Source organism: Jiella pacifica (assembly GCF_010500815.1).
Taxonomy (GTDB): domain Bacteria; phylum Pseudomonadota; class Alphaproteobacteria; order Rhizobiales; family Rhizobiaceae; genus Jiella; species Jiella pacifica.
In genome coordinates this window covers 91708-108453 of the sequence record NZ_JAAAMG010000019.1, presented here as the reverse complement: position 1 = coordinate 108453, position 16746 = coordinate 91708, and the positions used below count along the sequence as shown (strand labels likewise).

14 protein-coding genes are annotated in these 16746 nt (G+C 63.3%); all 14 read right to left on the bottom strand.

What is annotated here, in order from left to right; all coding sequences use genetic code 11:
* The coding region (locus tag GTK09_RS20075) for a GTP-binding protein (RefSeq protein ID WP_245396639.1) at nt 1-127 on the bottom strand (127 nt) is incomplete at its 3' end.
* Nucleotides 128-191: 64 nt separating this feature from the next.
* Nucleotides 192-2282 (bottom strand): elongation factor G, encoded by a 2091-nt coding sequence (gene fusA / locus GTK09_RS20070; RefSeq protein WP_163465210.1) that lies wholly within the window; start codon nt 2280-2282, stop codon nt 192-194.
* Nucleotides 2283-2312: 30 nt separating this feature from the next.
* Entirely contained in the window at nt 2313-2783 is a 471-nt protein-coding gene (rpsG, locus tag GTK09_RS20065) for a 30S ribosomal protein S7 (RefSeq protein WP_163465209.1), read from the bottom strand.
* Between the two features lie 31 nt (nt 2784-2814).
* A complete protein-coding gene (gene rpsL / locus GTK09_RS20060; RefSeq protein ID WP_084409349.1) occupies nt 2815-3186 on the bottom strand; it encodes a 30S ribosomal protein S12 in 372 nt (123 codons plus the stop codon).
* Nucleotides 3187-3528: 342 nt separating this feature from the next.
* On the bottom strand, nt 3529-4041 hold the full coding sequence (locus tag GTK09_RS20055) for a GNAT family N-acetyltransferase (protein ID WP_163465208.1): 513 nt from the start codon (nt 4039-4041) through the stop codon (nt 3529-3531).
* 139 nt (nt 4042-4180) lie between these two features.
* Nucleotides 4181-8377 carry a DNA-directed RNA polymerase subunit beta' gene (gene rpoC, locus GTK09_RS20050; RefSeq protein ID WP_163465207.1) on the bottom strand — a complete coding sequence of 1399 codons (4197 nt, stop codon included), beginning with the start codon at nt 8375-8377 and terminating at the stop codon, nt 4181-4183.
* Between the two features lie 127 nt (nt 8378-8504).
* Complete coding sequence (locus tag GTK09_RS20045) at nt 8505-8714, bottom strand: integrase (protein WP_163465206.1); 210 nt, start codon at nt 8712-8714, stop codon at nt 8505-8507.
* A gap of 27 nt (nt 8715-8741) precedes the next feature.
* A complete protein-coding gene (gene rpoB, locus GTK09_RS20040) occupies nt 8742-12890 on the bottom strand; it encodes a DNA-directed RNA polymerase subunit beta (protein ID WP_163465205.1) in 4149 nt (1382 codons plus the stop codon).
* Nucleotides 12891-13365: 475 nt separating this feature from the next.
* On the bottom strand, nt 13366-13740 hold the full coding sequence (rplL, locus tag GTK09_RS20035; RefSeq protein ID WP_083594168.1) for a 50S ribosomal protein L7/L12: 375 nt from the start codon (nt 13738-13740) through the stop codon (nt 13366-13368).
* Between the two features lie 51 nt (nt 13741-13791).
* Nucleotides 13792-14310: a 50S ribosomal protein L10 gene (gene rplJ, locus GTK09_RS20030; protein ID WP_163465204.1), complete on the bottom strand. Its 519-nt coding sequence runs from the start codon at nt 14308-14310 to the stop codon at nt 13792-13794.
* Nucleotides 14311-14685: 375 nt separating this feature from the next.
* Nucleotides 14686-15393, bottom strand: coding sequence for a 50S ribosomal protein L1 (rplA, locus tag GTK09_RS20025; RefSeq protein WP_163465203.1), 708 nt, complete (start codon nt 15391-15393; stop codon nt 14686-14688).
* Between the two features lie 5 nt (nt 15394-15398).
* Nucleotides 15399-15827, bottom strand: a complete 429-nt coding sequence (gene rplK / locus GTK09_RS20020; protein WP_163465202.1) for a 50S ribosomal protein L11 — start codon at nt 15825-15827, stop codon at nt 15399-15401.
* A 149-nt stretch (nt 15828-15976) separates the two neighbouring features.
* Nucleotides 15977-16507 carry a transcription termination/antitermination protein NusG gene (nusG, locus tag GTK09_RS20015; RefSeq protein WP_163465201.1) on the bottom strand — a complete coding sequence of 177 codons (531 nt, stop codon included), beginning with the start codon at nt 16505-16507 and terminating at the stop codon, nt 15977-15979.
* 28 nt (nt 16508-16535) lie between these two features.
* Nucleotides 16536-16733, bottom strand: coding sequence for a preprotein translocase subunit SecE (gene secE, locus GTK09_RS20010; RefSeq protein ID WP_163465200.1), 198 nt, complete (start codon nt 16731-16733; stop codon nt 16536-16538).
* Nucleotides 16734-16746: the final 13 nt, after the last annotated feature.

Here is a 16746-nt window from a genome sequence, read left to right as displayed (position 1 = left end):
CATAGGCGCGGTATTCGCCGAAATACTTGGTGATCGCCGCCGTCAGCGACGTCTTGCCGTGGTCGACGTGTCCGATCGTGCCGATGTTCACATGCGGCTTGTTACGCTCGAATTTGCTCTTGGCCATAGTGCCACTCCATTCATTTCATCTTGGCCCACAAGGGCCGAACCGGTCCGACCTGAAAGGGTCCTTAGGCGTATTTCTTCTGGATCTCTTCCGCGACCTGGTTCGGAACCGGCTCGTAGTGATCGAAGAGCATGGTGTACTGCGCCCGGCCCTGGGACATCGAACGCAGCGTGTTGACGTAGCCGAACATGTTCGCCAGCGGCACCATGGCGTTGATCGCCTGGAGGATGCCACGGGGCTCCGTGCCCTGGATCTGGCCGCGCCGCGAGTTCAGATCGCCGATCACGTCGCCGACATAGTCTTCCGGCGTGATCACCTCGACCTTCATCACCGGCTCGAGCAGCCGCGGGCTGGCCTTCTGGATGGCCTCGCGGAAACCTGCACGGGCGGCGATCTCGAAGGCCAGGACCGAGGAGTCGACGTCGTGGAAGGCGCCATCGATCAACTCGGCCTTGACGTCGACCATCGGGAAGCCGGCCAGCGGGCCAGAAGTCATCACCGACTTGATGCCCTTTTCGACACCCGGGATGTACTCCTTGGGCACCGAACCACCGACGATCTTCGATTCGAAGGTGAAGCCCTCACCGATCTCGGCCGGCTCGAAGGTCATCTTGACGCGGGCGAACTGACCCGTACCGCCGGTCTGCTTCTTGTGGGTATAGTCCACTTCGGCGCGGCGCGTGATGGTCTCGCGGTAGGCGACCTGCGGCGCACCGACATTCGCCTCGACCTTGAACTCGCGCTTCATCCGGTCGACGAGAATGTCGAGGTGCAGCTCGCCCATGCCGGCGATGATCGTCTGTCCGCTTTCCTCGTCCGTCTTGACGCGGAAGGACGGATCCTCCGCTGCGAGACGGTTGAGCGCCAAACCCATCTTCTCCTGGTCGGCCTTGGTCTTCGGCTCGATCGCGATCTCGATGACCGGATCGGGAAATTCCATCCGTTCCAGGATGACCGGCTTCAGCGGATCACAGAGCGTGTCGCCGGTCGTGGTGTCCTTGAGGCCTGCCAGAGCGACGATGTCGCCGGCAAAGGCTTCTTCGATATCTTCGCGGGAATTGGAGTGCATCTGCAGCATGCGGCCGATACGCTCCTTCTTCTCCTTGACGGTGTTCTGCAGGGACGTGCCCTTGGTCAGAACGCCGGAGTAGATCCGCGCGAAGGTGAGCGAACCGACGAACGGATCGTTCATGATCTTGAAGGCCAGCATCGACAGCGGCTCGTCGTCGGACGACTTGCGGACCAGCTCGCCTTCGGTCTTCGGGTCGATACCCTTGATCGGCTTGACCTCGACCGGCGACGGCAGGAAGTCGACGACGGCGTCGAGCAGCGGCTGGACGCCCTTGTTCTTGAAGGCCGAGCCGCAAAGAACCGGCGTGAACCAGACGTCGCAGGTGCCCTTGCGGATCAGCTTGCGGATCTCGTCGTTGTCGGGCATCTGCCCTTCGAGATAACGCTCCATCGCCGGCTCGTCGACTTCGACGGCGGCTTCGATCATCATCTCGCGATATTCTTCCGCCTGGGCCTTCATGTCCTCGGGAATCTCGAGGATGTCCCACTGGGCGCCAAGATTCTCGTCGCGCCAGACGAGCGCCTTCATCTCGATCAGGTCGATGACGCCCTTCAGGTCGTTTTCGGCGCCGATCGGCAACTGGATCACGACCGGACGAGCCCCGAGACGCGCCTTGATCATCTCGACGCAGCGGAAGAAGTCGGCGCCGATCTTGTCCATCTTGTTGACGAAGATCATCCGCGGGACCTGGTACTTGTCGGCCTGACGCCAGACAGTCTCGGTCTGCGGCTCGACACCGGCATTGGCATCGAGAAGAGCGATCGCGCCATCGAGAACGCGGAGCGAGCGCTCGACTTCAATCGTGAAGTCGACGTGGCCGGGCGTGTCGATGATGTTGAAACGGCGCTTCTTGCCGTCACGACCCTGCCAGAACGTCGTCGTGGCAGCGGACGTGATGGTGATGCCGCGCTCCTGCTCCTGCTCCATCCAGTCCATCGTCGCGGCGCCGTCGTGGACTTCGCCGATTTTGTGGGACTTGCCGGTATAGAAGAGGATCCGCTCGGTCGTCGTCGTCTTGCCCGCGTCGATGTGGGCCATGATGCCGAAATTGCGGTAGTCTTCGATCTTGTATTCGCGTGCCATGGGGCGTCGCCTTTCAGATGGAAGCCAGAATTACCAGCGATAATGCGAGAAGGCGCGGTTGGCTTCCGCCATCCTGTGCGTGTCTTCCCGCTTCTTGACGGCCGAGCCACGATTGTTGGCGGCGTCCATCAGCTCGCCGGAAAGGCGGTCGACCATCGTGGTCTCGTTGCGGTTGCGGGCAGCGGTGATCAGCCAGCGGATCGCCAGCGCCTGACGGCGCTCGGGGCGGACGTCGACCGGGACCTGATAGGTCGCACCGCCGACTCGCCGGGAACGAACCTCCACATGCGGCGCGATGTTTTCGAGCGCCTGATGGAAGATCGCCACCGACTCCTGCCGGGTCTTTTCGTGCACGACGTCGAAGGCACCGTAGACGATGCTTTCGGCGATCGACTTCTTGCCGTCGTACATGACGGCGTTCATGAACTTCGACACGACGAGATCACCGAACTTCGGGTCCGGGTTGATCTCACGCTTTTCGGCTTTGTGGCGGCGGGACATTCTATCGTCTCTTCAACTGGTCGCGACTGGCTTACTTCGGACGCTTGGCGCCGTACTTCGAGCGCCGCTGCTTCCGGTTCTTCACGCCCTGGGTATCCAGCACGCCGCGAATGATGTGGTAACGCACGCCGGGAAGGTCCTTCACGCGGCCGCCGCGGATCATCACCACGGAGTGCTCCTGAAGGTTATGACCCTCGCCCGGAATGTAGCCGATGACTTCGTAGCCATTGACGAGGCGCACCTTGGCGACCTTACGAAGCGCCGAGTTCGGCTTCTTCGGCGTGGTCGTGTATACGCGCGTGCAGACGCCGCGCTTCTGTGGGTTCGCCTCGAGAGCCGGGACCGTGTTTCGCTCGGTCGGCCGGACACGCGGCTTCCGGATCAATTGGTTGATGGTCGGCATCCAACCCTACCTCTAAGTCTTTCAGTCCCAGGTCCATAACGAGGCGCCAACGCGCCTGACGAAGCGGACTTCGCCATGCACGAAGTCGGGCACGAGTTCGCCTCCTTCAGCGAACAGCCCGACGAGAAGCAGAGGACCGCGAGCGATCATGCGCCAGAGATTGACGTCTCGTTGAACGAAGCCTTGTTTGAGGCGGCTGCTTCCCGGACTTGGCGTCGACAGGAAAAATCGGTCTCACATCGGCTTTGTTGGGGCGTTCCTAAACCGTCACACCCGGGTCGTCAAGCGCTGAACGGCGTATTAGCGGCTCATTCCGACGGAAAATGCCGGATCGGCGCCCAGTCAGAGCGTCCTCTCGTGATATCCGACGGTCTTGCCGCTCGGATAGAGCGTCGCCCCGCCGACTTGGCGGAAACCCAGCGTCTCGTGAAAGCGCAAAGAGGCCGGATTCGGTGGGTCTATGTTGATTTCGCAGACAACCCGGCCGATTCCCGCAGAATCAGCTGCAGCAAAGACCGAATCGTAAAGCGCCCGCGCGAGGCCCCTCCCCCGCGCCGCCGGCGCGACGACCACCCGGTCGATGTAGAGGAAGCGCTCGTAGCGCTTCTTGAACCAGAGGAAGTTCGGGCTGTCGTAGTCGCCGGTCTCGTCGAATGCTACGACGAAGGCGTCCGCGCCCGTGCTCTGGCGGGCCAGGAAGGCGTTGCCGAGGAGGCGCTCGAAGCTCGCCGCGTCGAGCAGCGACAGTTCGGCGGCATGGTCGTTGTTGAGGGCGAGCAGCGTGGCGAGGTCGGCGGCTCTCACGGCTTCGGGTTGCCTCTCGCCGATCCCTGGACGTTGTGACCCGGTCTTCATCCTCGTCTCCATCACACCCCACGATGCCTGCGCCAAGAAGGCGTCATGCCAGCATGTCCCACAAAGCGAAAGGCCGCCTCCTTTCGGAAGCGGCCTTATCTGTCACGTCGATGGTCCGGCAACGGTTACCGGTCGAGCGTCACTCCGCGGCGTCTTCCACCGTCGTCAGCATCCGGTCGGTCTCGGCAGCATTGGCCGCCTTGCGCCGATCCTCGATGATGAGCTCGTCGCGAGACGTGGCGATCCGGCGCATCTGGGTCATCATGCCGCCGGTGCCCGCCGGGATGAGGCGGCCGACGATGACGTTTTCCTTCAGACCCTGCAGCGAGTCGGTCTTGCCGGCGACCGCAGCCTCGGTGAGGACGCGGGTGGTCTCCTGGAAGGATGCCGCCGAGATGAAGGACGGCGTCTGCAGCGAGGCCTTGGTGATGCCGAGCAGGACCGGATTGCCGGAGCCCGGCTTCTTGCCCTCTTCGACGAGACGCTCGTTGAGCTCGTCGAGCTCGATCCGGTCGACGTGGTCGCCCGGAATATAGCCCGAGTCGCCCGACTCGACGATCTCGACCTTCTGCAGCATCTGCCGGACGATGACCTCGATGTGCTTGTCGTTGATCAGAACGCCCTGCAACCGGTAGACCTCCTGGATTTCGTTGACGAGGTAGCTCGCAAGAGCCTCCACGCCACGGATAGCCAGGATGTCGTGCGGCGCCGGATTGCCGTCGAGGATGTAGTCCCCCTTCTCGATCACGTCGCCTTCCTGAAGGTGGAAGGGCTTGCCCTTCGGGATCAAGTACTCGACCGGCTCGACGCCATCCTCATGCGGCTCGATGATGATGCGGCGCTTGTTCTTGTAGTCGCGGCCGAACTTCACCGTGCCGTCGATCTCCGCGATGACCGCGTTGTCCTTGGGCTTTCTGGCCTCGAACAATTCGGCGACGCGCGGCAGACCGCCCGTGATGTCCTTGGTCTTGGCGCTTTCCATCGGAATACGCGACAGGACGTCACCAGGATGGACACGCTGGCCCGGCTCGACCGACAGGATCGCGTCGACCGACTGGAAGTAGCGGGCGTCGGAACCGCGGGCGAGCTTGAGTATCTCGCCATTGTCGCCCTTGATGACGATCGCCGGCTTCAGGTCTGTCCCGCGCGGGCTGGCACGCCAGTCGATGACCGCACGCTTGGTGATGCCGGTCGCCTCGTCGGCCTGCTCCGACACCGAGATGCCGTCCACCATGTCCTCGTAGTCGATCGTGCCTTCGAGCTCGGTCAACACCGGACGGGTGTAGGGATCCCACTCCGCGATGCGCTGGCCGCGCTTCACGGCGTCGCCATCGTCGACATAGATGCGCGAACCGTAGGTGACGCGGTGCGAAGCGCGCTCCTTGCCGCTCGGATCCATGATCAGGATCGCCATGTTGCGCCCCATCGCCACCAGCTTGCCACCGGAGTCCCGGACGACATTGCGGTTGCGGATCTTCACGGTGCCCTCGTAGGACGCCTCGAGGAACGAGGAGTCCACAACCTGCGCGGTGCCGCCCATGTGGAAGGTGCGCATCGTCAGCTGCGTGCCCGGCTCGCCGATCGACTGCGCCGCAATGACGCCGACGGCCTCGCCCATGTTGACGGGCGTGCCGCGGGCGAGATCGCGCCCGTAGCAGGTGGCGCAGATGCCGGTGCGGATCTCGCAGGTGAGCGCCGAGCGGATCTTCACCGACTGGACGCTGGCCTTCTCGATGATCTCGACGTCCGGCTCCTCGATGGTCACGCCACCCTTGACGATGACTTCTCCCGTCAGCGGGTGGACGATGTCCTCCAGTGCGGTCCGGCCGAGGATACGCTGACCGATCGAGGCGACGACCTGTCCGGCGTCGACGATCGGCTGCATCGTCAGGCCCTTCTCGGTGCCGCAATCGGTCTGCGTGATGATGCAGTCCTGCGCGACGTCGACGAGGCGGCGGGTCAGATAGCCCGAGTTCGCCGTCTTCAGGGCGGTGTCCGCAAGGCCCTTACGGGCGCCGTGGGTCGAGTTGAAGTACTCGAGCACGGTCAGACCTTCCTTGAAGTTGGAGATGATCGGGGTTTCGATGATCTCGCCCGAAGGCTTGGTCATCAGGCCGCGCATCGCCGCCAGCTGGCGCATCTGGGTCGGAGAACCACGGGCGCCGGAATGCGACATCATGTAGATCGAGTTCATCGGCTTCTGGCGGCCATTGTCGTCGAACTCAACCGCCTTGATGCGCTCCATCATGTGCTCGGCGATCTTGTCCGTGCACTTCGCCCAGGCGTCGACGACCTTGTTGTACTTCTCGCCCTGGGTGATCAGGCCGTCATTGTACTGCTGCTCGTATTCCTTGGCGAGCGCCTGGGTCTCGGCGATCAGCTTGGCCTTCGCCTCCGGGATGACCATGTCGTCCTTGCCGAAGGAGATGCCGGCCGTGCAGGCGTTGCGGAACCCGAGCTGCATGATCCGGTCGCAGAAGATCACCGTCTCCTTCTGACCGCAGTGGCGATACACCGTGTCGATCATTTTGGAGATGTTCTTCTTCGTCATCAGCTGGTTGCAGATGTCGAAGGGGATCATGTGGTTCTTCGGCAGAAGTTCGCCGATCAACATCCGGCCCGGCGTCGTCTCGTGGATCCCGGAAACGGGGTTGCCCTCGGCGTCGACGGTCTTGAACCGGCCGCGGACCTTCGAATGCAGCGTCACCGACTTTGTGGCCAGCGCGTGGTCGAGCTCGCCCATGTCGGAGAAGGCCATGCCCTCGCCCGGCTCGTTCTCGTTCATGATCGACAGGTAATAGAGGCCGAGCACCATGTCCTGCGACGGCACGATGATCGGTGCGCCGTTCGCCGGATGCAGGATGTTGTTGGTCGACATCATCAGGACGCGGGCTTCGAGCTGCGCCTCGATCGACAGCGGTACGTGAACCGCCATCTGGTCACCGTCGAAGTCGGCGTTGAAGGCCGTGCAGACCAGCGGATGCAGCTGGATCGCTTTGCCCTCGATCAGCACGGGCTCGAAAGCCTGGATGCCGAGGCGATGCAGCGTCGGTGCACGGTTGAGCAGCACCGGATGCTCGCGGATGACCTCGTCGAGGATGTCCCAGACCTCGGGACGCTCCTTCTCGACCAGCTTCTTGGCCTGCTTCACCGTCGAGGAGAAACCCTTGGCGTCGAGGCGGGCATAGATGAACGGCTTGAACAGCTCGAGCGCCATCTTCTTCGGCAGGCCGCACTGGTGGAGCTTCAGCTCCGGACCGGTGACGATGACCGAACGGCCGGAATAGTCGACGCGCTTGCCGAGCAGGTTCTGGCGGAAGCGGCCCTGCTTGCCCTTCAGCATGTCGGACAGCGACTTCAGCGGACGCTTGTTGGCGCCGGTGATGACGCGGCCGCGGCGGCCGTTGTCGAACAGGGCGTCGACGGCCTCCTGCAGCATCCGCTTCTCGTTGCGGATGATGATGCCCGGCGCGCGCAGCTCGATCAGCCGCTTCAGACGGTTGTTGCGGTTGATGACGCGGCGGTAGAGATCGTTGAGATCGGAGGTCGCGAAACGGCCTCCGTCGAGCGGGACGAGCGGGCGGAGATCCGGCGGGATCACCGGCACGACCGTCATGATCATCCACTCCGGGCGGTTGCCGGATTCGAGGAAGTTCTCGACGATCTTCAGCCGCTTCATCAGCTTCTTCGTCTTCAGCTCGGACGTCGTCGTCGCAAGCTCCTCGCGAAGGTCGCCGGCGATCTTCTCGAGGTCCATCGAGCCAAGCAGTTCCTGGATCGCCTCGGCGCCGATGAGCGCGGTGAAGCTATCCTCGCCGAACTCGTCGACGGCGATCAGATATTCCTCCTCCGACAGGAGCTGGTGCTCCTTCAGCGAGGTGAGACCCGGCTCGGTGACGATGTAGTTCTCGAAATAGAGGACGCGCTCGATGTCCTTCAGCGTCATGTCGAGCAGCGTTCCGATGCGGCTCGGCAGCGACTTCAGGAACCAGATGTGGGCAACCGGCGCGGCGAGCTCGATATGGCCCATGCGCTCGCGCCGCACGCGCGAGAGGGTCACCTCGACGCCGCACTTCTCGCAGATGATGCCCTTGTACTTCATCCGCTTGTACTTGCCGCACAGGCACTCGTAGTCCTTGATCGGACCGAAGATGCGGGCGCAGAACAGACCGTCGCGCTCCGGCTTGAAGGTGCGGTAGTTGATGGTTTCCGGCTTCTTGATCTCGCCGAAGGACCAGGAGAGGATCTTTTCCGGGCTCGCCAGCGAGATCCGGATCGAGTCGAACGTCTGCGCCGCAGCCTGCGGGTTGAAGATGTTCATGACCTCTTGGTTCATGGCTTTCTCCTTATCGAGGCCTCGGGCCTCTGCGGCATCGCTCAGCGATGCATGAAGAACGTTTTGGCGAAGCGCCCTTGGGCGATTCCGAGTTTCCCGCTGGATCCGCTGCGATCCAGGCAAAAGTTCAGGCGACGAGTCGAAGCAACAAGAAAATGATGCCGGCATTTGCGGCGAGCAGAAATCCGAGCATCCACTTCATCGTGCCGAGATCGGCACGGACATCCGCAATCTGCTTCTGGAAGTCCGCGACCTCCTCGGCCGCTTTCCTCGCCTTCTCGTCGTCGACATTTGCCGAACGGAGGGCGTCGTACAGTGATCCCATCATCAATGCCATGACACCCTCCGAGGCTTGCTTCGTCGGTTATTCCGCCGCGTCCGGAAGATCCGTGCGGGTCGGCGGCGCCGGCAGTTCGCCGGCGTTGTTCTGCAGGTCGACGTCGAGGCCGAGCGAGCGCATCTCCTTGACGAGAACGTTGAAGCTCTCGGGGATGCCCGATTCGAACGCGTCGTCGCCTCTGACGATCGACTCGTAGACCTTGGTGCGGCCGGCGACGTCGTCGGACTTCACCGTCAGCATCTCCTGCAGCGTATAGGCCGCGCCGTAGGCTTCCAGGGCCCAGACCTCCATCTCGCCGAAGCGCTGGCCGCCGAACTGCGCCTTGCCGCCGAGCGGCTGCTGGGTGACCAGCGAGTACGGGCCGATCGAACGGGCATGAATCTTGTCGTCGACCAGATGGTGCAACTTGAGCATGTAGATATAGCCCACCGTGACCTGCCTGTCGAAGGCTTCGCCCGTGCGCCCGTCATAGAGGGTGACCTGGCCCGAACCGTTCAGCCCGGCCCGCTCCAGCCACTCCACGATGTCCTTCTCGTTCGCGCCGTCGAAGACCGGCGTGGCGATCGAGACACCCTTGGTCATCTGCTTGGCGAGCGTAATGACGCTTTCGTCGTCATAGGACTTCACCGGCTCGTTGCGATCGTTGTCGCCCAGAAGGCCGGCGATCTCGTCGCGCAGCGGACCGACGTCGTGATCGCGCTTATAGTCCTCGACCATCTGGCCGATCTTCTTGCCCATGCCGGCGCAGGCCCAGCCGAGATGCGTCTCGAGGATCTGTCCGACATTCATCCGGCTCGGCACGCCGAGCGGATTGAGCACGATGTCGACATGAGTTCCGTCCTCGGTGAACGGCATGTCCTCGACCGGCACGATGCGCGACACGACACCCTTGTTGCCGTGACGGCCGGCCATCTTGTCGCCCGGCTGGATCTTGCGCTTGACGGCGACGAAGACCTTGACCTGCTTCATGACGCCCGGCGGCAGCTCGTCGCCCCGCTGGACCTTCTCGACCTTGTCCATGAAGCGCTGCTCGAGCGTCTTCTTGGCCTGGTCGTAGACGTTGCGCAGGTCCTCGAGCTCGGCCTGGAGCTTCTCGTCCTCGACGGCGAACATCCACCACTGCGAACGGGAGAACTCCGCCATCGCCTCGGCCGAAAGCGTGGACCCCTTCCTGAAGGCCTTGGGTCCGGCGATCGCGGTCTTGCCGTCCAGCATCTCGACCAGGCGGCCATAGACGTTGCGGTCGAGGATCGCCTGCTCGTCGTCGCGGTCCTTGGCGAGCCGCTCGATCTCCTCGCGCTCGATCGCCATGGCGCGTTCGTCCTTCTCGACGCCGTGCCGATTGAACACACGCACCTCGACGACCGTACCGTAGGCGCCCGGAGGCATGCGGCTGGAGGTGTCACGGACGTCAGAGGCCTTCTCGCCGAAGATCGCGCGCAGGAGTTTTTCCTCCGGCGTCATCGGGCTTTCGCCCTTCGGCGTGATCTTTCCGACCAGGATGTCGCCCGGCTGTACCTCGGCACCGATATAGACGATGCCCGCCTCGTCGAGGTTCTTCAGCGCCTCTTCCGAAACGTTCGGGATGTCGCGGGTGATCTCCTCCGGCCCGAGCTTGGTGTCGCGCGCCATGACCTCGAACTCCTCGATGTGGATCGAGGTGAAGACGTCGTCGGCGACGATGCGCTCCGACAGGAGGATGGAGTCCTCGTAGTTGTAGCCGTTCCACGGCATGAAGGCGACGAGCACGTTGCGGCCGAGCGCCAGATCGCCGAGATCGGTCGACGGGCCATCGGCGATGATGTCACCCTTGTTCACCCGATCACCCACCGCGACCAGTGGACGCTGGTTGATGCAGGTGTTCTGGTTGGACCGCTGGAACTTCATCAGCCGGTAGATGTCGACGCCGGACCTTCCCGCTTCGAGATCTTCCGTGGCGCGGATGACGATACGCGTCGCGTCCACCTGATCGACGATGCCGGTCCGGCGCGCACCGATGGCGGCACCCGAGTCGCGGGCGACCACCGGCTCCATGCCGGTGCCGACGAACGGCGCCTCGGCCCTGACCAGCGGCACCGCCTGGCGCTGCATGTTCGAGCCCATCAGCGCGCGGTTGGCGTCGTCGTTCTCGAGGAACGGGATGAGCGCGGCCGCGACCGAAACCAGCTGCTTCGGCGACACGTCCATCAGATCGACGTTGTCGCGCGGCGTCATGAAGACGTCGCCCGAATGACGGCAGACCACGAACTCGTTCTGGAAGGTCATGTCGTCGGAAAGAACCGCGTTCGCCTGGGCGACGTGGTGCTTGGACTCTTCCATCGCCGAAAGATAGACGACCTCGTTGGTCACCTTGCCGTCGACGACCTTGCGGTACGGGCTCTCGATGAAGCCGTACTTGTTGACGCGGGCGAAGGTGGCGAGCGAGTTGATCAGACCGATGTTCGGGCCTTCCGGCGTCTCGATCGGGCAGATGCGGCCGTAATGGGTCGGATGGACGTCACGGACCTCGAAGCCGGCGCGCTCGCGCGTCAGACCGCCCGGTCCCAGCGCCGACAGGCGACGCTTGTGGGTGATCTCCGACAAGGGGTTGGTCTGATCCATGAACTGCGAGAGCTGCGAGGAGCCGAAGAACTCGCGGACGGCGGCGGCCGCCGGCTTGGCGTTGATCAGGTCCTGCGGCATCACCGTGTCGACCTCGACACTGGACATGCGCTCCTTGATCGCCCGCTCCATGCGGAGCAGACCGACGCGGTACTGGTTCTCCATCAGCTCGCCGACCGAACGCACCCGGCGATTGCCGAGATTGTCGATGTCGTCGATTTCGCCGCGACCGTCGCGCAGGTCCACCAGCGTCCTGACGACGGCGATGATGTCCTCCTTGCGGAGCACGCGCACCGTGTCCTCGGCGTCGACATCGAGACGCATGTTCATCTTGACGCGGCCGACGGCCGAAAGGTCGTAGCGCTCCGAGTCGAAGAACAGCGAATTGAACATCGCCTCGGCCGTCTCGATCGTCGGCGGTTCGCCCGGGCGCATCACCCGGTAGATGTCGAACAGCGCGTCCTGACGGCCCTCGTTCTTGTCGGCCGCGATCGTGTTGCGGATGTAGGCGCCGACATTGACGTGGTCGATGTCGAGCACCGAGAACTCGTCATAGCCCGCGTCGACCAGGACCTTCAGTGTCTTCTCGTCGATCTCGTCACCGGCCTCGAGATACACCTCGCCCGTCGCGAAGTTGACGATGTCCTCGGCCAAATAGTAGCCGAAGAGGTCTTCCTCGCTGGCGCGCAGGGCCTTGACGCCCTTTTCCTGCATCTGCCGGGCCTGGCGGGCGGTGACCTTCTTGCCAGCCTCGACCAGCACTTCGCCGCTATCGGCGTCGATCAGATCGACGGCGGCGTTCTGACCGCGCACACGCTCCACCGAGAAGGGAACCCGCCAGCCGTTCTTGTCCTGCTTGAACTGCAGGACGTTGTAGAAGGTCGACAGGATCTCCTCGCCGTCCATCCCGAGCGCCATCAGCAGCGACGACACCGGAATCTTCCGGCGACGATCGATACGGGCATAGACGATGTCTTTGGCATCGAACTCGATGTCGAGCCAGGAGCCGCGATAGGGGATGACGCGGGCGGCGAAGAGCAGCTTGCCCGAGGAGTGCGACTTGCCCTTGTCGTGGTCGAAGAAGACGCCCGGCGAGCGGTGCATCTGCGAGACGATCACGCGCTCGGTGCCGTTGACGATGAACGTGCCGTTCATCGTCATGAGCGGCATGTCGCCCATGTAGACGTCCTGCTCCTTGATGTCCTTGATGGACTTGGAGCCGGTATCCTCGTCGATGTCGAACACAATGAGGCGCAGCGTCACCTTGAGCGGCGCAGCGAAGGTCAGATCGCGCTGACGGCACTCGTCGACGTCGAACTTCGGCGCCTCGAACTCGTACTTGACGAATTCCAGCATCGCCTGACCCGAGAAGTCGGAGATCGGGAAGACCGACTTGAAGACCGCCTGCAGACCTTCGTCACCGCGCCCACCCTCCGGTTCCTCAACCATCAGGAACTGATCGTAGGAGGCCTTCTGGACCTCGATGAGATTGGGCATCTGTGCCACTTCGGGGATGTGCCCGAAGACCTTGCGCACCCGCCTGCGACCGGAAAATGTCGTCGTCTGGGACATCGTCGCTCCTTCTCGTAACGCCTTCGCCCTTGACCCAAGGGCTGACCCTGCTATCCCTCTTTACGCGAGGGGTTTCCGCGTCGCCGCGGTGAAACTGTCGGGGCTCTCCGCCCAGCGCCGGCCGAGGCCGGATTTCGATCCCGGATCACCCGAGACGCCCACCGCGTCACCAGGACCGGCCGGCAACGACCCCGCCCTCATGCGAGCGGGACCGCGTCGTTCTTCGAGCCTTCAGGCCCGCATCTCCGAACCTCCGCACACTCCTTGCGAAGCGCACCGGCGCCATGTGCACCGACGGAGGTCGGGAGATCCGTCCCTCGACCCGCACCTGAACCGTCCCACCTGTGGACGATCGCAGTCTTCCGCCTGCCGTTCGATCGTCCGCGGACAAGCCATTCAGCAGGCACGGAAGGCGGGACGGCAAACCGCCGTCCCGCCCACCGGATTTTCGTCGCAAACCGCGGGCGAGCCGCGATTACTTGACTTCGACCGTCGCACCAGCCTTCTCGAGCTGGTCCTTGATCTTCTGTGCCTCGGCCTTGTCGACGCCTTCCTTGACGGGCTTGGGCGCGTTGTCGACGAGGTCCTTGGCTTCCTTGAGGCCAAGACCCGTGAGCGCGCGGACTTCCTTGATGACGTTGATCTTCTGCGCGCCGGCGGAAGCGAGGATGACGTTGAACTCCGTCTGCTCCTCGGCAGCCTCGGCAGGCGCCGCACCGCCGGCAGCGGCGACCGCCACCGGAGCGGCGGCGGAGACGCCCCACTTCTCTTCCAGCATCTTCGAAAGCTCGGCCGCCTCGAGGACGGTCAGGCTCGACAGGTCTTCAACGATCTTGGCGAGATCAGCCATTTGAATTTTCCTTCAGGTTCGAACTTTGGTTTGAGCAGCGAGGAACCAACCTCACGCCGCCTCGTCCTTCTTGGCATATGCCCCGAACACGCGTGCGAGCTGAGCCGCAGGTGCCTGGACCACCCCGGCGATGCGCGTAGCCGGCGTCTGAATCATGCCGACGAGCTTCGCCCGCAGTTCATCCAGCGACGGCAGCGAGGCGAGAGCCTTCACACCGTCCGCATCGAGGGTTGAGGTCCCCATCGCTCCGCCGAGGATCACGAGCTTGTCGTTACCCTTGGCGAAATCGTTGGTGACCTTGGCCGCCACCACTGGATCGCTCGAATAAGCGATCAGTGTCTGGCCCTCGAACAGGTTCGAGATGCCTTCGGCGTCCGTGCCTTGAAGAGCGATCTTGGCAAGACGGTTCTTCGCGACTTTGACGGACCCACCCGCCTGACGCATCTTCGAACGATAGTCGTTCATCTGCGCCACGGTGAGGCCGGCATAGTGGGCCACGACGATCGTCGACGAGACTTTGAAGGTCTCGTTGAGGGTCGTGACGAATTCGCGCTTTTCCGCTCTTTCCACTGCCTCTCTCCAGTTGGCCGAGACATCCCCTTCGGAACGTTTCGGCCGGATTGCCTTTTGCCGCCCGGATCACCCGGACGACGCTCGGAGATCCTGTCCCCTCGCCCGTGACACGCAGGATGGAACCTACGGGCGGCGCAAGGCATTCGGAGTTCGAACCCGCTTCCGGCTCGTCGCCGGGAATACGGTTCTTCCCCGTCTCATGCAGGCTTTCTGACGATTATGACCGGCGCCTCGAAGAGACCCGCGATCGCCCACAATCTCGGACAGGCATGCTTGAAAGGCCCCGGAAGGCCTTTCCATTCCCGGGCGAACCCGGAACTCTGGTCGTTCGCGAAGCCCCCGATATAGGAAGCGCGCGAAACGATTGTAAGGTCAGGCCGAAGCCTGAACCGAAAGCGTCGACGGGTCGATCTTGACCCCAGGCCCCATGGTCGAAGAGATCGCCACGCGCTTGACGTAGTTGCCCTTGGCGCCCGAGGGCTTGGCCTTGTTCACCGCATCGGCGAAGGCTCGGATGTTCTGCGCGATCGCATCGGAGCCGAACGAGACCTTGCCGACGCCGGCATGGACGATACCGGCCTTCTCGACGCGAAACTCGACGGCGCCGCCCTTCGATGCCTTGACGGCGGCGGTGACGTCCGGGGTCACGGTGCCGACGCGCGGGTTCGGCATCAGGCCGCGCGGGCCAAGCACCTTGCCGAGGCGACCGACGAGACCCATCATGTCGGGCGTCGCGATAGCGCGGTCGAAATTGATGTTGCCGGCCTGGATCTCGGCGACGAGATCCTCCGCACCGACGATGTCGGCGCCGGCTGCCTTGGCCTCGTCGGCCTTGTCGCCGCGCGCGAAGACGGCGACGCGGACGGTGCGGCCGGTGCCGTTCGGCAGGTTGACGACGCCGCGGACCATCTGGTCGGCGTGGCGCGGGTCGACGCCGAGATTCATCGCGACCTCGATGGTCTCGTCGAACTTGACGCTGGCCTTGCCCTTGATCATCTCGATCGCTTCATCGAGGCCGTAGAGTTTGGTGCGCTCGATGCCGTCGCGGGCGGAGCGGATACGCTTGCCGATCTTTGCCATCGTTCTTACTCCGTAACCTCGAGACCCATCGAGCGGGCCGAGCCCTCGATCATCGCCATCGCGCCGTCGAGATCGTTGGCGTTGAGGTCGACCATCTTCTTCTCGGCGATCTCGCGAAGCTGGTCGCGGGAGATCGAGCCGGCGCTGGCCTTGCCCGGGGTCTTGGAGCCGGACTTCAGGTTCGCCGCCTTCTTCAGGAAGTAGCTCACCGGCGGCGTCTTCATCGCGAAGGTGAAGGACTTGTCCTGATAGTAGGTGATGACGACGGGGATCGGCTGCCCCTTCTCCATCTCCTGCGTCTGCGCGTTGAACGACTTGCAGAATTCCATGATGTTGATGCCGCGCTGACCGAGCGCCGGACCGATCGGGGGCGACGGCGTCGCCGAACCGGCCGCGACCTGCAGCTTCAGCTGGCCCGCTACCTTCTTAGCCATTTTTCCTGCCTTCTTGTTTCATGCCGGGGCGCGGAGCCTCCGGCGGTTCGCAGCCCGCGCGGTGCGGCGGATGATGGGCCGGCTTGAAGAGCCCACGTCGCCTCCCGCACGATCATGGCGCCGGCGCAGGGCCGGCCGCCAATTTCCGGTCAGGTCTTTTCGACCTGGCCGAATTCGAGATCGACCGGCGTCGCCCGCCCGAAGATCGAAACCTCCACCTTGAGGCGCGCCCGCTCCTGATCGACTTCCTGAACGACGCCGTTGAACGAGGCGAACGGCCCGTCGGAGACGCGGACATTCTCGCCGATGTCGAAGGACATGGTCGGCTTTGGCCGCTCCACACCGTCCTGAACCTGGCTGAGAATGTGGTTCGCTTCGGCCTCGGAGATCGGCACGGGCCGATTGTCCGGCCCGAGGAATCCGGTGACCTTCGGCGTGTTCTTGATCAGCGAGAAGACCTGGTCGGTCAGCTCGGCCTTGACGAGGACATAGCCGGGGAAGAACTTGCGTTCGGCGTCGACCTTGCGGCCACGACGCACCTCGACCACCTTCTCGGTGGGCACGAGGATCTTCTCGAACTTGTCGGAGAGTCCCTTTTGGCGGGCCTGCTCCTCGATGGATTCGGCCACCTTCTTTTCGAAATTCGAATAAGCGTGGACGATGTACCAGCGGGCGGTCATGAAAACTTCGATATCTCCTGCGGCAGCGTCAAACGCCCGCATTCATGATCAGACCGACGGCATAGCCGAGCGCCTGATCCGCGATGAAAAAGAACGCCGCCGCGAATGTCACCATGATAAACACCATCACGGTCGAGATCATGGTTTCGCGCCGAGTCGGCCAAGTTACCTTCGATGTCTCCGAACGCACCTGCTCCAGAAATTTGAAGGGATTTGTCCTGGCCATAAACTGCTCACGG

Coding starts and splice junctions, on each gene's coding strand:
- secE (WP_163465200.1), bottom strand. CDS start 16,733: ATGGCCAGGACAAATCCCTTCAAATTTCTGGAGCAGGTGCGTTCGGAG.
- rpsG (WP_163465209.1), bottom strand. CDS start 2,783: ATGTCCCGCCGCCACAAAGCCGAAAAGCGTGAGATCAACCCGGACCCG.
- rplK (WP_163465202.1), bottom strand. CDS start 15,827: ATGGCTAAGAAGGTAGCGGGCCAGCTGAAGCTGCAGGTCGCGGCCGGT.
- rplL (WP_083594168.1), bottom strand. CDS start 13,740: ATGGCTGATCTCGCCAAGATCGTTGAAGACCTGTCGAGCCTGACCGTC.
- GTK09_RS20045 (WP_163465206.1), bottom strand. CDS start 8,714: ATGGCATTGATGATGGGATCACTGTACGACGCCCTCCGTTCGGCAAAT.
- nusG (WP_163465201.1), bottom strand. CDS start 16,507: ATGACCGCCCGCTGGTACATCGTCCACGCTTATTCGAATTTCGAAAAG.
- GTK09_RS20055 (WP_163465208.1), bottom strand. CDS start 4,041: ATGAAGACCGGGTCACAACGTCCAGGGATCGGCGAGAGGCAACCCGAA.
- fusA (WP_163465210.1), bottom strand. CDS start 2,282: ATGGCACGCGAATACAAGATCGAAGACTACCGCAATTTCGGCATCATG.
- rpsL (WP_084409349.1), bottom strand. CDS start 3,186: ATGCCGACCATCAACCAATTGATCCGGAAGCCGCGTGTCCGGCCGACC.
- rpoC (WP_163465207.1), bottom strand. CDS start 8,377: ATGAACCAAGAGGTCATGAACATCTTCAACCCGCAGGCTGCGGCGCAG.
- rplA (WP_163465203.1), bottom strand. CDS start 15,393: ATGGCAAAGATCGGCAAGCGTATCCGCTCCGCCCGCGACGGCATCGAG.
- rpoB (WP_163465205.1), bottom strand. CDS start 12,890: ATGTCCCAGACGACGACATTTTCCGGTCGCAGGCGGGTGCGCAAGGTC.